14 protein-coding genes are annotated in these 16,214 nt (G+C 70.0%); 4 read left to right on the top strand and 10 right to left on the bottom strand.

The window, feature by feature from the left end; genetic code table 11:
• Positions 1–37 precede the first annotated feature (37 nt).
• Genes DEJ50_RS09230 through DEJ50_RS09255 form a run of 6 tightly spaced genes read right to left on the bottom strand, consistent with a single transcriptional unit; the run spans position 38 to position 7,271 of the window.
• A complete protein-coding gene (locus DEJ50_RS09230; protein ID WP_150207086.1) occupies positions 38–1,453 on the bottom strand; it encodes an NAD(P)/FAD-dependent oxidoreductase in 1,416 nt (471 codons plus the stop codon).
• A 47-nt stretch (positions 1,454–1,500) separates the two neighbouring features.
• The gene (locus DEJ50_RS09235; RefSeq protein WP_150207087.1) at positions 1,501–2,307 is read right to left on the bottom strand and encodes an ABC transporter permease; all 807 of its coding nucleotides are present in this window, start codon (positions 2,305–2,307) and stop codon (positions 1,501–1,503) included.
• Complete coding sequence (locus tag DEJ50_RS09240) at positions 2,307–3,239, bottom strand: ABC transporter permease (protein WP_150207088.1); 933 nt, start codon at positions 3,237–3,239, stop codon at positions 2,307–2,309. Before DEJ50_RS09240 ends, DEJ50_RS09235 begins: the two co-directional genes overlap by 1 nt.
• Positions 3,236–4,396 (bottom strand): ABC transporter ATP-binding protein, encoded by a 1,161-nt coding sequence (locus tag DEJ50_RS09245; RefSeq protein WP_150207089.1) that lies wholly within the window; start codon positions 4,394–4,396, stop codon positions 3,236–3,238. The genes DEJ50_RS09240 and DEJ50_RS09245 overlap by 4 nt, the downstream gene beginning before the upstream one ends.
• 58 nt (positions 4,397–4,454) lie before the next feature.
• Entirely contained in the window at positions 4,455–5,705 is a 1,251-nt protein-coding gene (locus DEJ50_RS09250; protein ID WP_150207090.1) for a spermidine/putrescine ABC transporter substrate-binding protein, read from the bottom strand.
• A 51-nt stretch (positions 5,706–5,756) separates the two neighbouring features.
• Positions 5,757–7,271 carry a gamma-aminobutyraldehyde dehydrogenase gene (locus tag DEJ50_RS09255; RefSeq protein ID WP_150207091.1) on the bottom strand — a complete coding sequence of 505 codons (1,515 nt, stop codon included), beginning with the start codon at positions 7,269–7,271 and terminating at the stop codon, positions 5,757–5,759.
• A gap of 174 nt (positions 7,272–7,445) precedes the next feature.
• Here DEJ50_RS09255 and DEJ50_RS09260 point away from each other — a divergent pair, with 174 nt between their 5' ends.
• Both DEJ50_RS09260 and DEJ50_RS09265 read left to right on the top strand, forming a co-directional pair.
• Positions 7,446–8,000, top strand: a complete 555-nt coding sequence (locus DEJ50_RS09260; RefSeq protein WP_190344378.1) for an NADAR family protein — start codon at positions 7,446–7,448, stop codon at positions 7,998–8,000.
• 484 nt (positions 8,001–8,484) lie between these two features.
• Positions 8,485–10,086: a TROVE domain-containing protein gene (locus tag DEJ50_RS09265; RefSeq protein ID WP_150207093.1), complete on the top strand. Its 1,602-nt coding sequence runs from the start codon at positions 8,485–8,487 to the stop codon at positions 10,084–10,086.
• 56 nt (positions 10,087–10,142) lie between these two features.
• Here the strand turns inward: DEJ50_RS09265 and DEJ50_RS09270 are convergent, their stop codons facing one another.
• Positions 10,143–10,865: a DUF4190 domain-containing protein gene (locus DEJ50_RS09270; protein WP_150207094.1), complete on the bottom strand. Its 723-nt coding sequence runs from the start codon at positions 10,863–10,865 to the stop codon at positions 10,143–10,145.
• A 117-nt stretch (positions 10,866–10,982) separates the two neighbouring features.
• On the opposite strand from DEJ50_RS09270, the gene DEJ50_RS09275 reads away from it, so the two are divergent.
• Both DEJ50_RS09275 and DEJ50_RS09280 read left to right on the top strand, forming a co-directional pair.
• The gene (locus DEJ50_RS09275) at positions 10,983–12,008 is read left to right on the top strand and encodes an adenosine deaminase (protein ID WP_150207095.1); all 1,026 of its coding nucleotides are present in this window, start codon (positions 10,983–10,985) and stop codon (positions 12,006–12,008) included.
• Positions 12,009–12,086: 78 nt separating this feature from the next.
• On the top strand, positions 12,087–12,776 hold the full coding sequence (locus DEJ50_RS09280) for a glycerophosphodiester phosphodiesterase (RefSeq protein ID WP_150207096.1): 690 nt from the start codon (positions 12,087–12,089) through the stop codon (positions 12,774–12,776).
• Positions 12,777–12,797: 21 nt separating this feature from the next.
• On the opposite strand, the gene DEJ50_RS09285 is transcribed toward DEJ50_RS09280, so the two are convergent.
• From DEJ50_RS09285 to DEJ50_RS09295, 3 genes are all read right to left on the bottom strand, one after another.
• Positions 12,798–13,298, bottom strand: coding sequence for a hypothetical protein (locus DEJ50_RS09285; protein WP_150207097.1), 501 nt, complete (start codon positions 13,296–13,298; stop codon positions 12,798–12,800).
• 61 nt (positions 13,299–13,359) lie between these two features.
• The gene (locus DEJ50_RS09290) at positions 13,360–14,538 is read right to left on the bottom strand and encodes a PotD/PotF family extracellular solute-binding protein (protein ID WP_150207098.1); all 1,179 of its coding nucleotides are present in this window, start codon (positions 14,536–14,538) and stop codon (positions 13,360–13,362) included.
• A gap of 96 nt (positions 14,539–14,634) precedes the next feature.
• Positions 14,635–16,074: a gamma-aminobutyraldehyde dehydrogenase gene (locus DEJ50_RS09295; RefSeq protein ID WP_150207099.1), complete on the bottom strand. Its 1,440-nt coding sequence runs from the start codon at positions 16,072–16,074 to the stop codon at positions 14,635–14,637.
• Positions 16,075–16,214: the final 140 nt, after the last annotated feature.

Genomic DNA, 16,214 nt, shown 5'->3' on the forward strand with positions numbered 1-16,214 from the left:
GGAGCGGAACGACGGAGCGGGCGGGCTGCCAGGGGCTCTAGCTGTCGAAGCCCAGGCCCAGCCGGTCCATGGTCTTCAGCCACAGGTTCCGGCGACCGCCGCGGGCGTCCGCGCGGGCCAGCGACCACTTGGTGAGCGCGATGCCCGTCCAGGCGATCGGCTCCGGCGGGAACGGCATCGGCTTCGACCGGACCATCTCCAGCTCGGTGCGCTCGGTCCGGGCTCCGTCCAGCAGGTCCAGCATCACGTCCGCGCCGAAGCGGGTCGCCCCCACCCCGAGCCCGGTGTAGCCGGCCGCATAGGCGACCTTGCCCCCGTGCGCGGTGCCGAAGAAGGCGGAGAAGCGCGAGCAGGTGTCGATGGCCCCGCCCCAGGCGTGGCTGAAGCGCAGGCCGTCCAACTGCGGGAAGCAGGTGAAGAAGTGCTGGGCCAGCTTCAGATAGGTCTCCGGCCGGTGGTCGTACTCCGAGTCGAGCCTGCCCTTGTAGGGGTAGATCGCGTCGTAGCCGCCCCACAGGATCCGGTGGTCCGGGGTGATCCGGAAGTAGTGGAACTGGTTGGCGCTGTCCCCCAGGCCCTGCCGGTTCTGCCAGCCGATGGCCTTCAGCTGGTCGGCCGACAGCGGCTCGGTCATCAGCGCGTAGTCGTACACCGGAACGGTGTACGGGCGGATGCGCTTGACCAGGGACGGGAAGATGTTGGTGCCGAGCGCGACCCGGCGGGCGAAGACCCGGCCGTACGGGGTACGGACGGCCAGCCCGGCACCCGAGGCGGACATCTTCAGCCCGCGGGTGTTCTCGTAGATCCGCACTCCCAGGCCGAGGCAGGCCTGCTTCAGGCCCCAGGCGAGCTTCGCCGGGTTGAGCATGGCCACGCCGTCGCGGTCCCACAGTCCGGCGAGGAAGGTGGGCGAGTCGACCTCGGCGCGCACCGCGTCCCGGTCGAGGAACACGGAGCCGCCGAAGCCGAGCCGCTCGGCCTCCTCCTGCATCTCGCGCAGCTCCTCGACCTGGTGGGGCTCGGTGGCCACGTCGATCTCGCCGGTGCGCTCGAAATCGCAGTCGATGCCGTACCGGGCGACCGCGGCCTCGATCGCGTCCAGGTTGCGGGCTCCCAGCTCCTCCAGCTTGGCGAGTTCACCCGGCCAGCGGGCCAGCCCGTTGGCGAAGCCGTGGGTGAGGGAGGCAGCGCAGAAGCCTCCGTTGCGGCCGGAGGCGGCCCAGCCCGCCTCCTTGCTCTCGATCAGTACGACGTCCCGGGCGGGGTCCCGCTCCTTGGCGAGCAGCGCCGTCCACAGGCCGCTGTAGCCGCCGCCGATCACCAGCAGATCGCAGTGCTCGTCGCTGGTGAGGGCGGGCTGAGCGGGGGGCTTGCCAGGGTCGTCCAGCCAGTACGAGACCGGCAGTGCATCGGAAAGGGATCGTGTGACACTTCGCATGGCGACTGGGGCCATGGCTTCCAACTCCCTACGGGAAACTACGGAACCACGAAAGTACGAGATTACTTGGTTTGTGCCTTTTTGCGGCGGTTGCCGATCATCTGACCGGCGAGGACCACCAGCACCGCGATGACGAACATCGCCGTGCCGATGACGTTGATCTGCACGGGCGTACCGCGCTGGGCCGAGCCCCACACGAACATGGGGAAGGTGACGGTGTTGCCCGAGTTGAAGTTGGTGATGATGAAATCGTCGAAGGAGAGCGCGAAGGAGAGCAGCGCACCGGCGGCGATACCGGGGGCCGCGATCGGCAGGGTGACCCGCAGGAAGGTCTGCACGGGTCCCGCGTAGAGATCGCGGGCGGCCTCCTCCAGCCGGGGGTCCATCGACAGCACGCGCGCCTTGACCGCGGCGACGACAAAGCTCAGGCAGAACATCACGTGGGCGATCAGGATGGTCCAGAAGCCCAGCTCGATGCCCATGTTGAGGAAGAGCGCGAGCAGCGAGGCCGCCATCACGATCTCCGGCATCGCCATCGGCAGGAAGATCAGCGAGTTGACTGCGCCCCGGGCCCTGAACCGGTACCGGACCAGGGCGAAGGCGATGGCGGTGCCGAGGGCGGTCGCGCCGAGGGTGGACCAGAGGGCGATCTGCAGCGAGAGCCCGAGGGAGCCGCACAGGTCGGCGACCCCGCAGGGGTCCTTCCAGGCCTCGAGCGAGAACTCCTGCCAGGAGTAGTTGAACCGCCCCGTGGGGTTGTTGAAGGAGAACACCGTCACGACGAGGTTCGGCAGGATGAGGTAGGCGAGCGTGCACAGGCCCGCGATCACGACCAGATTGCGGCGCAGCCAGGCGAGTGGAGTACGCATCAGACCAGGTCCTCCGTCCCCGCTCGGCGGATGTAGATGGTCACCATGATCAGCACGATGGCCATGAGGATGAAGGACAGCGCGGCGGCTGTCGGGTAGTCGAGGATGCGCAGGTACTGCGACTGGATGACGTTGCCGATCATCCGGGTGTCGGTGGAGCCGAGCAGTTCGGCGTTGACGTAATCGCCGCTCGCCGGGATGAAGGTGAGCAGGGTTCCGGAGACCACGCCGGGCATGGACAGCGGGAAGGTGACCTTCCGGAAGGTCGTGACGGGGCGTGCGTACAGGTCGCCGGCCGCCTCGTGGAGCCGGGTGTCGATGCGCTCCAGCGAGGTGTACAGCGGCAGGATCATGAACGGCAGGAAGTTGTACGTCAGACCGCAGACCACTGCGAGCGGGGTGGCCAGCACCCGGTCGCCCTCGGTCATACCGAGCCAGCTGGTGACGTCCAGGACGTGCAGGCTGTTCAGGGCGCCGACCACCGGGCCGCCGTCGGCGAGGATCGTCTTCCAGGCCAGGGTGCGGATCAGGAAGCTGGTGAAGAACGGCGCGATGACCAGGATCAGCAGCAGGTTGCGCCAGCGGCCCGCCTTGAAGGCGATCAGGTAGGCCAGCGGGTAGCCGAGCAGCAGGCACAGCACGGTCGCGGTGCCGGCGTACAGCAGGGACCGCAGGAACTGCGGGTAGTACTCGGTGAAGGCGTCCCAGTAGGTCTGGAAGTGCCAGGTGACCTGGAAGCCCTCTTCGAGGGAGCCGGTCTGCACCGAGGTCGAGGCCTGGTAGATCATCGGCAGCACGAAGAAGACCAGCAGCCACAGGATGCCGGGCAGCAGCAGCCAGTACGGGACCAGCCGCTTGCGTACGGAGGGCTTGTGGACCGGGGGGTCCGCGGCGGCGGGCGCCTGCGGCGGCGCCTCGGCGGTGGCGGTCATGCGCCCTCCTCGACGGTCTCGACTCCGGCGTCGATGTCCTGGGAGGCGTCCAGGCCGAAGGTGTGCTCCGGGTTCCAGTGCAGGACCACCTCGGCACCGGGGACCAGCCGGGCGTCGCGCTCGATGTTCTGCACGTACACCTCCAGCTCGGCGCAGACCGGGCTGTCGATGACGAACTGGGTGGAGACGCCGATGAAGGAGGAGGCGACGATCCGGCCGGCGATCTTGTTGCGGCCGTCGGCGACGGTGTGCTCCTGGTCCGCCGGGACCAGGGATATCTTCTCCGGGCGCACGCCGACCAGCAGCTGACCGCCGGTGCGCGGGGTGGTGGCGCAGCGGGCGCCGGGCAGCCGGAGCTTCGTACCGGCCGCGGAGACGACCACGTCCTCGGAGGAGCCCCCGGCGGACTCCACGGCGGCCTGGATGAGGTTGGAGGTGCCGAGGAAGTTGGCGACGAAGGTGGTGCGCGGGTTCTCGTAGAGCTCGGCGGGGGCGCCCAGCTGCTCCACCCGGCCGCCGTTCATCACCGCGACCGAGTCGGCCATGGTCATGGCCTCCTCCTGGTCGTGGGTGACGTGCACGAAGGTGATCCCGACCTCGGTCTGGATGCGCTTGAGCTCCAGCTGCATCTGTCGGCGCAGCTTGAGGTCGAGGGCGCCGAGCGGCTCGTCGAGCAGGAGTACCTGGGGGTGGTTGATGAGCGCGCGGGCCACGGCCACGCGCTGCTGCTGGCCACCGGACAGCTGGTGCGGCTTCTTGCGGGCGTGCTCGCCGAGCTGGACGAGATCGATCATCTCGTCGACCTGCTTCCCGACCGACTTGATACCGCGGCGGCGCAGGCCGAACGCGATGTTCTCGAAGATGTCCATGTGCGGGAAGAGCGCATAGCTCTGGAAGACCGTGTTCACCGGACGCTTGTACGGCGGGAGGTGGGTGACCTCCCGGTCGCCGAGGCTGACCGTGCCGGTGGAGGGGTCCTCCAGGCCGGCGATCATGCGCAGGGTGGTGGTCTTGCCGCAGCCGGAGGCGCCGAGCAGGGCGAAGAAGGAGCCCTGGGGGATGGTGAGGTCGAGCGGGTGCACGGCGGTGAAGGCGCCGTAGTGCTTGCTGATCCCGCTGAGGCGGACATCGCCGCCGGTGGTGGTCTTGTCAGTCATGGGTCGCGGTCCCGGTTGTCTGTGGTGGGAGGGAGGGGGAGGACGGCCGGCAGGCCCGTCAGGCGCCGATGAGCTTGGCGAACTTCTCCTCGTACGCCGTCTCTTCCTCCGAGGTGAGGGAGCGGAAGGCGTGGGACTTGGCGGCCATCGCCTTGTCCGGGACGATCAGGGTGTTGTCGGCGAGGGCCGGATCGATCTTGGCGAGCTCGTCCTTGACGCCTTCGACCGGGCAGACGTAGCTGATGTAGGCGGCCAGCTGGGCCGCGACCGGGAGCTCGTAGTAGTAGTCGATGAGCTTCTCGGCGTTGGCCTTGTGCCGGGCCTTGGCGGGGACCAGGAGGTTGTCGCTGGAGGTGATGTATCCGGCGGCCGGGATGGCGTACTGGATGTCGGGGTTGTCGGCCTGCAGCTGGATCACGTCGCCGGCCCAGGCGAGGCAGGCCGCCAGGTCGCCCTTGTCCAGGTCGGCGGTGTAGTCGTTGCCGGTGAAGCGGCGGATCTGCTTCTTGTCCACGCCCTTCTGCAGGCGGCCGATGGCGGCGTCGTAGTCGGCGGTGGTGAAGCTCGCCGGGTCCTTGCCCTGGTCGAGCAGGGTCATGCCGACGGTGTCGCGCATCTCGGTGAGGAAGCCGACCCGGCCCTTGAGGGAGGGGTCGTCGAGCAGCTGGGTGACGGAGTCGACCTTCCGGCCGCCGGTGGCCTTGGTGTTGTAGGCGATGACGGTGGAGATGCCGGTCCACGGGTAGCTGTGGACACGGCCCGGGTCCCAGTCGGGGTTGCGGAACTGCGGGGACAGGTTCGCGAAGGCGTGCGGCAGGTGGGAGGCGTCGAGCTTCTGCGCCCAGCCGAGCCGGATGATGCGGGCGGCCAGCCAGTCGGTGACCACGATCAGGTCACGGCCGGTGTCCTGGCCGGCCGCGAGCTGCGGCCTGATCTTGCCGAAGAACTCGACGTTGTCGTTGATGTCCTCGGTGTACTTGACCTTGATGCCGGTGCGCTTGCCGAACTCGGCGAGGGTCGGGCGGGTCTTCTCGTCCTCGCTGGTGTCCATGTACTCGGTCCAGTTGGAGAAGTTGATCTCCTTCTCCCGGTCCGAGTGGTCGTCGGAGGGGACCGCGGCCGTGCCCTCCCGCTTGGCGGGCGGGATCCCGCAGCCGGTCAGACCGGCCAGGGCGCCCAGCGTGAGCGCGCCGGCTCCGGAGGCCCGCAGCAGCGAGCGGCGGGTCAGCGCGCCGCGCCCGGAGGTGAGGCTGCGCCGCAACGCGGCGAGTTGCGCCGCCGAGAGGCGGTCGGGCTCGTGGTGGTCCATGCGCAATGCCCTTTCGGGTGTCGTGTGTCCGCCGGTCGGAGCGGAGCGCGGCTATCGGTCCCCGAAGATCGTGCGGTGCCAGTCCTTGGCCGGCACCCCGGTGTTGTCGTACATCACATGCTTGACCTGCGTGTACTCCTCGAAGGAGTAGGCGGACATGTCCTTGCCGAAACCACTGGCCTTGTAGCCGCCGTGGGGCATCTCGCTGATGATCGGAATGTGGTCGTTCACCCAGACGCAGCCCGCCTTGATCTCGCGGGTGGCCCGGCCGGCCCGGTAGACGTCCCGGGTCCAGGCGGAGGCGGCGAGCCCGTACGGGGTGTCGTTGGCCAGCGCGAGGCCTTCGTCGTCGGTGTCGAAGGGCAGCACGACCAGGACCGGGCCGAAGATCTCGGACTGGACGATCTCGCTGTCCTGGGCCGCGCCGCTGACGAGCGTCGGCCGGTAGTAGGCCCCGTCGGCGAGCTCGCCCTGCGGGATCTCGCCGCCGGTGACGACGGTGGCGTAGGACCGGGCGCGCTCGACGAAGCCGGCGACGCGGTCGCGCTGGGCGTGGGACACCAGCGGGCCGAGGTCGGTGGTGGGGGCGAAGGGGTCGCCCAGCCGGACGGTCTCCATCAGCTCGGCCACCCGGGCCACGAAGGCGTCGTGGAGGGGGCGCTGGACGTAGGCGCGGGTGGCGGCCGTGCAGTCCTGGCCGGTGTTGATCAGGGAGCCGGCGACGGCGCCGTGCGCGGCGGCCTCGAGATCGGCGTCGTCGAAGACCACGAAGGGGGCCTTGCCGCCGAGCTCCAGGTGGAGCCGCTTGACGGTGGCGGTGCCGATCTCGGCGACCCGCTTGCCGACCGCGGTGGAGCCGGTGAAGGAGGTCATGACCACGTCCGGGTGCCCGACCAGATGCTCCCCGGCCACCCGGCCCGCCCCGGTGACGATGTTGATCACGCCGTCGGGGATGCCCGCCTCCTGGGCCGCCTGGGCGAACATCAGGGAGGTCAGCGGGGTGAGCTCGGCGGGCTTGAGGACGATGGTGTTGCCCGCGGCGATGGCCGGGAGGATCTTCCAGGCGGCCATCTGGAGCGGATAGTTCCAGGGGGCGATGGAGCCGACCACGCCGATGGCCTCGCGGCGTACGTACGAGGTGTGGTCGCCCGAGTACTCGGCGGCGGCCTGGCCCTGGAGGTGGCGGGCGGCGCCGGCGAAGAAGGCGGTGTTGTCGATGGTGCCCGGTACGTCGAACTCCGAGGTCAGCTTCACCGGCTTGCCGCACTGGCGGGACTCTGCGTACGCGAAGTCCTCGGCCTGGGCGGCGAGGACCGCGGCCAGCCGGTGCAGCGCGTCGGAGCGCTCGCCGGGGGTGCTGCCCGACCAGCCCGGGAACGCCCGCTTGGCGGCGGCGACGGCCTCGTCGACGTCGGCGGTGCTCGCCAGTTCGTAGGTGAGGACCTCGTCGCCGGTGGCAGGGTCCACGACGGTGTGTGACTGCCCGGAGGTACCGGACCGAAGCCGCCCGTCGATGTACTGTGCGCCCTCTGCGAAGCGGTCTTTGATCTGGAAGCGGTTGCCCATGACGCTCTCCGTAGCTCCAGCTCGAATTGAGTGCCGATCCTGACAGAGGCCTTCGCTCCAGCCAAGTGATTCCGTTGTTGCCTTTTGATTACGCGACGGAATCGGTCGACCATGTGTCGAGACAGGCCCCAAATCCCGTACGAAGTGTCCGTGGCGGCTGCCAGACTGCCGTGCATGGAGAAGATCGACCAACTGATCGAGCAGGTCAAACAGGGTGAGCGGGTCAAGTACCTGCCCTTCTGGGGACACCGGCCGCGGCCCGACGGCTCGCTCGGACCGAGCTGCCTGAGCCAGTGGTGGCCCGCACCCTTCACCGTCAGTGATGTCGAGTACGCCACCGCCGAGCACTGGATGATGGCCGAGAAGGCGCGCCTGTTCGGGGACGCGGAAGCGGAACGGGCCGCGGTGTCGGCCCCGACCCCGGCCGAGGCGAAGAAGGCGGGCCGGCTGGTGCGCGGCTTCGACAACGCGGTGTGGGAGCGCGAGCGGTACGCCATCGTGGTGGCGGGCAGCGTCCACAAATTCGGCTCCTCCCCCGAGCTGCTCGGCTATCTGCTGGGCACCGGGCGGCGGGTCCTGGTGGAGGCCAGCCCGCTGGACCGGATCTGGGGCATCGGCCTCCCGGCGGACGACGCCCGCGCCCTGGACCCGGCCCGCTGGCGCGGCCTGAACCTGCTGGGCTTCGCCCTGATGGACGCCCGCGAGCGGCTGCTCGCCGGCCAGGGCTGACCGGTAATTCCGTGGCGGCGCCCGGGCCCGCCGCCTAACGTGATCCTTGTCCAGGTGCGAAGGCGAGACCTACTTCCACTCATAATGGGGCGGTCGCGGGTTCGAGTCCCGTCACCGGCTTCAGGCCGGTGTAGCTCAGCTGGTAGAGCACCACGTGGTTTCGCCGACCTCGATCTCTGGACACCCTGTGTCACGCACCTCCCGGTGCGCAGGCAGCGGCTCCTTCTCTTCCAAAGAAACCCAGGCCGCCGCCACCTTGATCTCGGGAGGCCGCGTGCGGGATGCCCGGTGCGCAGGCTGCGGTTACTTCTGGGGACCCGGAGGTCGTGGGTTCGAATCCCACCCGGCCCGTCACCCGCAAGGGAACGGGCCGGTGGAGCAGCGCGGAAGCTCGCCGGGCATAAAAGTCCGCCGCCGACCCTGATCTCGGGCATCCCGCACGTCACGCCTCCCCCGCCGTCCTTTGAATTCGGGGGGATTCACCATGGCTCGCTTCAACCTGCGCGCGCTCACGTCCAAGGCTCCGGCCGCGCCCACCTCGCCCGTACGCTCCACCGGCCGCCGCGCCCGCACCCACCAGGGCGGCGCCGGGTACGAACGCGACCCGCGCTCCGAGCTGTTCCTGCTCGCCGTCGCCAACTTCGTGACGCAGCGGACCTTCTACGAGAACGGGGCCGACCGCGACGACCGGTTCGCCGCCCTCGTGCGGCGGCTCGCGGTCGAGGACCCGGACTGGACCGCCGGCCTGCTGCGCTGGCTCCGCGGGGACGCCAACATGCGTACCGCCTCGCTGGTCGGCGCCGCCGAATACGTCAAGGCGCGGCTCGACGCGGGCGCCACCGACGGGCCGTCGAACCGGCAGGTCGTGGACTCCGTGCTGCAGCGCGCGGACGAGCCCGGCGAACTGCTCGGCTACTGGACGGCCACGCACGGGCGCAACGTCCCCAAGCCCGTCAAGCGGGGTATCGCCGACGCCGTGCGCCGGCTCTACTCCGGCCGCTCGCTGCTGAAGTACGACACCGACTCGGCACGACGGGCCTACCGCTTCGGCGACGTCCTCAACCTGGTGCACGCCTCCCCCGACCCGGCCAAGCCCTGGCAGGGCGAGCTGTTCCGCTACGCCCTGGACCGCCGGCACCACCCCGAGAGCGCCGAGGTCCCGGCCGGCAACCAGACCCTCCTCGCCCACCGGGCCCTGATGGAGCTGCCGGTCTCCGAGCGGCGCGCCGTGGTCACCGCGCCCGGCGGAGCCGAGCGGCTCGCGGAGGCGGGCATGACCTGGGAGGTCCTGGCCGGCTGGCTCCAGGGACCGATGGACGCAGCCGCCTGGGAGGCGGTCATCCCGTCCATGGGCGCCATGGCGCTGCTGCGCAACCTGCGCAACTTCGACCAGGCCGGAGTCTCGGACGAGGTCGCCGCGCAGGTCGCGGCGAAGATCTCCGATCCGGAGGTCGTCGCCCGGTCCCGGCAGCTCCCCTTCCGCTACCTGGCCGCCTACCGGCACGCCCCCTCGCTGCGCTGGGCCTACCCGCTGGAGCAGGCCCTCGGGCATGCGCTGGCCAACGTACCGGCGCTGCCCGGCCGGACGCTGGTCCTCGTGGACCGGTCCGGGTCGATGTGGTGCCGTCTGTCGGAACGCTCCGAGCTCAACCGGGCGGACGCGGCGGCCGTGTTCGGGGCGGCGCTGGCCCTGCGGGCGGAGCAGGCCGACCTGGTGCAGTTCGGCACCACCAGCGCGCCCGTCCCCTGCAACCGGGGCGAGTCCGTGCTGAAGGTGCTGGAGCGGTTCGGGGACCTCGGCGGCACCGACACGGTACGCGCCGTACGGGAGCACTACCGGGACCACGACCGGGTACTGATCGTCACCGACGAGCAGGCCGGCGCATACGGCTACAGCGGCGACCCGACCGCGCAGGTGCCGGACGCGGTGCCGGTGTACACCTGGAACCTGGCCGGTTACCGGGTCGGCCACGCGCCCTCCGGCTCCGGCAACCGGCACACCTTCGGCGGGCTCACCGACGCCGCGTTCCGGATGGTGTCGCTGATCGAGAGCGGCCGGTCCGCCGACTGGCCCTGGGCCGGCTGACGGATCCGGCTCGCACGGAACACCGCGCACGGCCGGCCCGGGCCCTGGGGCCCGGGTCAGCCGCGGTGCAGCACCTGGGAGTTCGAGTAGGGCGCCTCGTGCCCGGAGCCGCCACTGCCGCTCCCGGTGTCGCCGTCGGAGTCGTTGGCGATGTCGATGATCAACACCACCGCGAGCAGGGCGCCCACCACGATCCCCACCACGCCCAGGATGATGCCGGCCAGCGCCACCCCGCCGTTGTCGGCCTCGCCCCGGCTGACCCGGGCGCGGCCGAGGATGCCGAAGACCACGGCGGTGATGCCGATCGCCACGGCGATGAAGCTGGTGCAGAACATCACCGCCGACACGATCCCCAGCACCAGGGCGGTCACGCCGAAGCCGTTGCGCATGACGGGGTACGAGGGGTATCCGGCCGGATAGGCGGTGTAGGCGGGCGAGTGGCCCGGGTGGCCCGGGTGAGCGCCGCCCGGATGGCCGTACCCGTACGCGTATGCCGGTCCGGCCGGGTCCGGCTGTGCCGGGTACCCGTACGCCGGAGTGGCCGGCGGGGTCTGGTGGATGTGCGGCGGCTGCGGCTGCTGCGGCTGGGGTTGGGGCTGCGGAATCGCGCCGGGCAGCCCCGTGATCGTCGGCTGGTCGTGCACGGACGGCGGGCGGCCCCCCTGCGACGCGCCCGGTATCCCGGGCGGGCTCTGCTGCCCGCCCCGGTCCGCGGCCGGCCGGTCCGGCGGCGCCCACGGATCGGCAGGCTCGGGGCTCTGGTCGCTCTGGTCGGTCATCTTGCGCCCCCCTCTCGTACGGCCATGCTACGGGCTGCCGCCGACAGCCCCAGGGGCCTGCCTACGATGAACCCTTGCCCGTTCCGCCGCACCCGGATCCCGAAAGGCCTGCCCCTCATGACCGATCTGCACCCCTTCATCGCAGGGCTGCCCAAGGCCGAGCTCCACGTGCACCACGTCGGCTCCGCGTCCCCCCGTATCGTGGCCGAACTCGCCGCCCGGCACCCCGACTCCAAGGTGCCCACGGATCCCGAGGCGCTCGCCGACTACTTCACCTTCACCGACTTCGCGCACTTCATCGAGGTGTACCTGTCGGTGGTGGACCTGGTCCGCACCCCGGAGGACGTCCGGCTGCTGACCTTCGAGGTCGCCCGCGACATGGCGCGGCAGAACATCCGCTACGCGGAACTGACCATCACCCCCTTCTCCTCCACCCGCCGCGGGATCGAGGAGAAGGCCTTCATGGCGGCCATCGAGGACGCCCGCCGGGCCGCCGAGGCCGAACTGGGCGTCATCCTCCGCTGGTGCTTCGACATTCCGGGCGAGGCCGGTCTGGAGGCCGCCGCCGAGACCGCCCGGCTGGCGGTCGACCTGCGCCCCGAGGGCCTGGTCTCCTTCGGTCTGGGCGGACCCGAGATCGGGGTGCCGCGCCCGCAGTTCAAGCCGTACTTCGACCTGGCCCGCAAGGCCGGTCTGCACAGCGTCCCGCACTCCGGCGAGACCACCGGCCCGCAGTCCATCTGGGACGCCGTCAACGAGCTGGGTGCCGAGCGCATCGGCCACGGCACCAGCGCCACCCAGGACCCGGACCTGCTGAAGTACCTGGCCGACCACCGGATCGCGCTGGAGGTCTGCCCGACCTCCAACATCGCCACCCGCGCCGTCACCGACCTGGACCTGCACCCCGTCCGGGAGATGGTGCAGGCCGGCGTGCTGGTCACCATCAACAGCGACGACCCGCCGATGTTCGGCTCCGACCTGAACAACGAGTACGCGGTCGCCGCCCGGCTGCTGGAGCTGGACGAGCGCGGTCTGGCCGGCCTCGCGAAGAACGCCGTCGAGGCGTCCTTCCTGGACCCGGCCGGCAAGGCGAAGCTGGCGGCGGAGATCGACACGTACACGGCGGCCTGGCTCGCCCGCTGACGACTCATCGTCTGTCAGGTCGTCTGTCGGGGCCTTGCGCCATCGACCGATCGCCCGGCCGCCGGGGAGAATGCGTCCATGCGCACCCTGACTGCCGTCGGCCACCGCGGCGATCCCTACCGCATCCGCGAGAACACCCTCGATTCGCTCCGCTCCGCGTTCGCGCGCGGAGCGGACGCGGTCGAGATCGACGTACGGGTCACCCGCGACGGGGTGCCGGTCCTGCTGCACGACGAGTCGCTCAAGCGGTTGTGGCGTGCGGATGTGCTGCTGGGCTCGATGACGGCAGCTCAGCTGCGCGAGCTCACGGCCGGCCGGGTGCCGACCCTGCGGGAGGCGCTGGCGGCCACCGGGGCCGGCCGGGTCATGATCGACCTGCCGGGGGCCACGGAGGAGACCGTGCGCACGGTGGTGGGCCAGGTGCGCGAGTGCGGGGCCCGGGACCGTACGTACTACTGCGCGGGCTCCCGGACCATGCTCGCGGTACGGGCCGCCGACCGGGGCGCGGAGATCGCGCTGACCTGGACCACGCTGAGCCCGCCGCGCCGGGTGCTGATCGACGCGGTGGCGCCGCGCTGGCTCAACTACCGCTTCGGTCTGGTCAGCCGGGGGCTGACGGAGGCCGTGCACCGGGAGGGGCTGCTGGTGTCGGCCTGGACGGCGGACACCCGGTGGACCATGCGGAAGCTGATCGCGGCCGGGGTGGACTCGATCACCACCAACCGGGTGGCCGCGCTGGCGGCGGTGCGGGCGGAGTCCTGCCGCTGATCCGGACACCCCGCACATCCGCTAGGCCGGGGCCGGGGCTCCGGCCGGTTCGGGCTGCGGCTGCTGCATCGCCTCCAGCCGCTTGATCATGCGGCGCAGCACCAGCAGCGGGATCACCCCGAACACCCCGAAGGACATGTCGATCACGCTCCACCAGAAGGGGATGCCGCGGATCGGCCCGCAGATCAGGGCCAGCGGGACCACCCCGGCGCAGGCGATCATGCCGGCTTCGACGATCCAGATATTGCGGACCGGGTCCCGGTAGACCCCGTGGAAGAAGACCGCGATGACCAGGTGGGCGAAGGCCAGCCAGTCCGTGCCGTAGAGCAGGAACGGGTAGTCGGCATCGGCCCGGTCGAGGCCTTCGGTCACCCGCTGGACCCAGTGGTTGTCCACCAGGGAGTTGAGCAGGTGCATCTCGGTGACCAGGGGAAACGCTGTGATTCCGCTGAGGACCAGGCAGACCAGGAAAAGCACCAGCCAGGCACGGATACGCCGGAGTAGGGCGCTGCTCTCGCTCATGGCAGCACCCTACGCCGATATTCTGAACACGTTCAAGTCTCATCTCGAACGCGTTCAATATTCAGAGGCCGACGATCCCGTTCCAGCGCTTGGCGAAGGGCCGGCGTTCGGCCGCCGAGATGTCCCGGGCCACCGCGAGCCGCTTGCGCATGTCCCCGTCCGGGAAGATCAGCGGGTTCTCGGCCAGTTCGGCGGTCTCCGCGTCCTCGGAGCCGGCCAGGATCTCGCGGGCTGCCGGGACCGGGCAGACGTAGTTGACCGAGGCGGCGAGCTCGGCCGCGACCTCCGGGTCGTAGTAGTGGTCGATCAGGGCTTCCGCATTGGCCTTGTGCCGGGCCAGGTTGGGGATCAGCAGGCTCTCGGCCCAGAGCTCGGCGCCCTCCTCCGGGACCACGAACTCGATGTCGGGGTTGTCCGCCTGGAGCTGGATGGCGTCACCCGAATACGCCTGGCAGGCGAGCACATCGCCCTTGCTGAGGTCGGAGGTGTAGTCGTTGCCGGTGAAGCGCCGGATGTGCTTCTTCTTCACCATCGCCTCCACCTGGTCGCACATCCGGTGGAAGTCCGACTCGGTCCACCGGGTGACGTCCACCCCGTTGCCCTGCATCAACAGGGCGAAGGATTCGTCCAGTCCGGAGAACAGGGTGACCTTGCCGGCCAGGTCCGGGTGCCACAGGTCCTTGACCGACTTGATCTCGCGGCCGAGCGCCTTGCGGTTGTAGGCGATGCCGGTGATGCCGGACTGCCAGGGGACGGTGTGCAGCCGGCCCTGGTCGAAGGCGGGGGAACGCAGCTGCGGGTCCAGGTTCCCGGCCACATTGGCCTGGGTGGAGCGGTCCATCTTCTGGGCCCAGCCCAGGTGGACGAAGCGGGCCGCCATCCAGTCGCTGACCACCACGAGGTCGTGGCCGGTCTCCTGGCGGTTCATCAGGGCGGGGCTGACCTTGCCGAAGAACTCGTCGTTGTCGTTGATCTCCTCCGAGTAGCGGACGGAGATCCCGGTCCGCTCGGCGAAAGCGTCCAGGGTCGGCCGCTTCGTCTCGTCCTCTTCGTCGGTGTCGATGTAGAGCGGCCAGTTGGCGAAGGCCACGCTCTTGTCCGCGTCGGAGCGGTCCGGGCCGCCGCGCCGGTCTTCCGGGATGTACGCGGCGGGAACGCCGCAGCCGGTGAGGGCCGCCGACAGGCCCGCGGCACCGAGGCCGCCCAGCACGGTGCGGCGGGAGAAGGCGAGTTCAGGCATGGGGCAAGGGTTCCGTGAACGCGAGGGGGCGGGCAATAGACATTCTGTCTACTGCCCGCCCCTTCAGGCCCCGGTGATGACCGTGGCGATGATCGATCAGCCGTCGAGCGAGGTCATGACGTGCTTGATGCGCGTGTAGTCCTCGAAGCCGTAGGCGGAGAGGTCCTTGCCGTAGCCGGACTTCTTGTAGCCGCCGTGCGGCATCTCGGCGACCAGCGGGATGTGGGTGTTGATCCACACACAGCCGAAGTCGAGGTTCTTGGACATCCGCATCGCACGGCCGTGGTCCTTGGTCCACACCGAGGAGGCGAGGGCGTACTCGACGTCGTTCGCGTACTCCAGGGCCTGGGCCTCGTCCGTGAAGGACTGCACGGTGATGACCGGGCCGAAGACCTCGTTCTGGATGATCTCGTCGTCCTGCTTGAGGCCGGAGACCACGGTGGGGGCGTAGAAGTAGCCCTTCTCGCCGACCTGGTGGCCGCCCGCCTCGACCTTGGCGTGGGCGGGGAGGCGCTCGATGAAGCCCGCGACCTGCTTGAGCTGGTTCGGGTTGTTCAGCGGGCCGTACAGCACGTCCTCGTCGTCCGGCTGACCGGTCTTGGTGTCGGCGGCGGCCTTGGCCAGCGCGGTCACGAACTCGTCGTGAATGGACTCGTGGACGAGCACGCGGGTGGCGGCCGTGCAGTCCTGGCCGGCGTTGAAGTAGCCCGCGACCGCGATGTCCTCGACGGCCTTGGCGATGTCGGCGTCCTCGAAGACCACGACCGGGGCCTTGCCGCCGAGCTCCAGGTGGACGCGCTTGACGTCCTTGGAGGCGCTCTCGGCGACCTGCATGCCGGCCCGCACCGAGCCGGTGATGGAGGCCATCGCCGGAACCGAGTGCTCGACCATCGCCTTGCCGGTCTCGCGGTCGCCGCAGATGACGTTGAAGACGCCCTTGGGCAGGACCGAGTCGATGATCTCGGCCATCAGCACGGTGGAGGCCGGGGTGGTGTCCGAGGGCTTGAGCACCACGGTGTTGCCCGCGGCGATGGCCGGGGCGAACTTCCACACGGCCATCATCATCGGGTAGTTCCACGGCGCGACCTGGGCGCAGACGCCGACCGGCTCGCGGCGGATGATCGAGGTCATCCCGTCCATGTACTCGCCGGCCGAGCGGCCCTCGAGCATGCGCGCCGCACCCGCGAAGAAGCGGATCTGGTCGACCATGGGCGGCAGCTCCTCGCTGGCCGTGAGGCCCAGCGGCTTGCCGGTGTTCTCGGACTCGGCGGCGACGAGCTCGTCCGCGCGGGCCTCGAAGGCATCCGCGATCTTCAGCAGGGCCTTCTGGCGCTCCGCGGGGGTGGTGTCGCGCCAGCCCGGGAAGGCCGCGGCGGCGGCGGCCATGGCGGCGTCGACATCGGCCTGGCCGGACAGCGGGGCGGTCGCGTACACCTCGCCGGTGGCGGGGTTGACCACCTCGGTGGTCCGCCCGTCGGCGGCGTCCTTGAACTCTCCGCCGATGTAGTTGCGCAGACGACGCAGTTCGGTGGTCACTACACCCACACTCCTGATCCCATGTCCAATGATTGAGACAACTACCCCAGCCTAGCCTCTTTGGTGACGCTTTCGACAGAGCCGGGCGAGGCCAACTACGAAATCCGTGAAGTTCGAGACCCAGAACAACGGATTTCATT

It is taken from the genome of Streptomyces venezuelae (genome assembly GCF_008642295.1).
GTDB classification, from domain to species: Bacteria; Actinomycetota; Actinomycetes; order Streptomycetales; family Streptomycetaceae; genus Streptomyces; species Streptomyces venezuelae_C.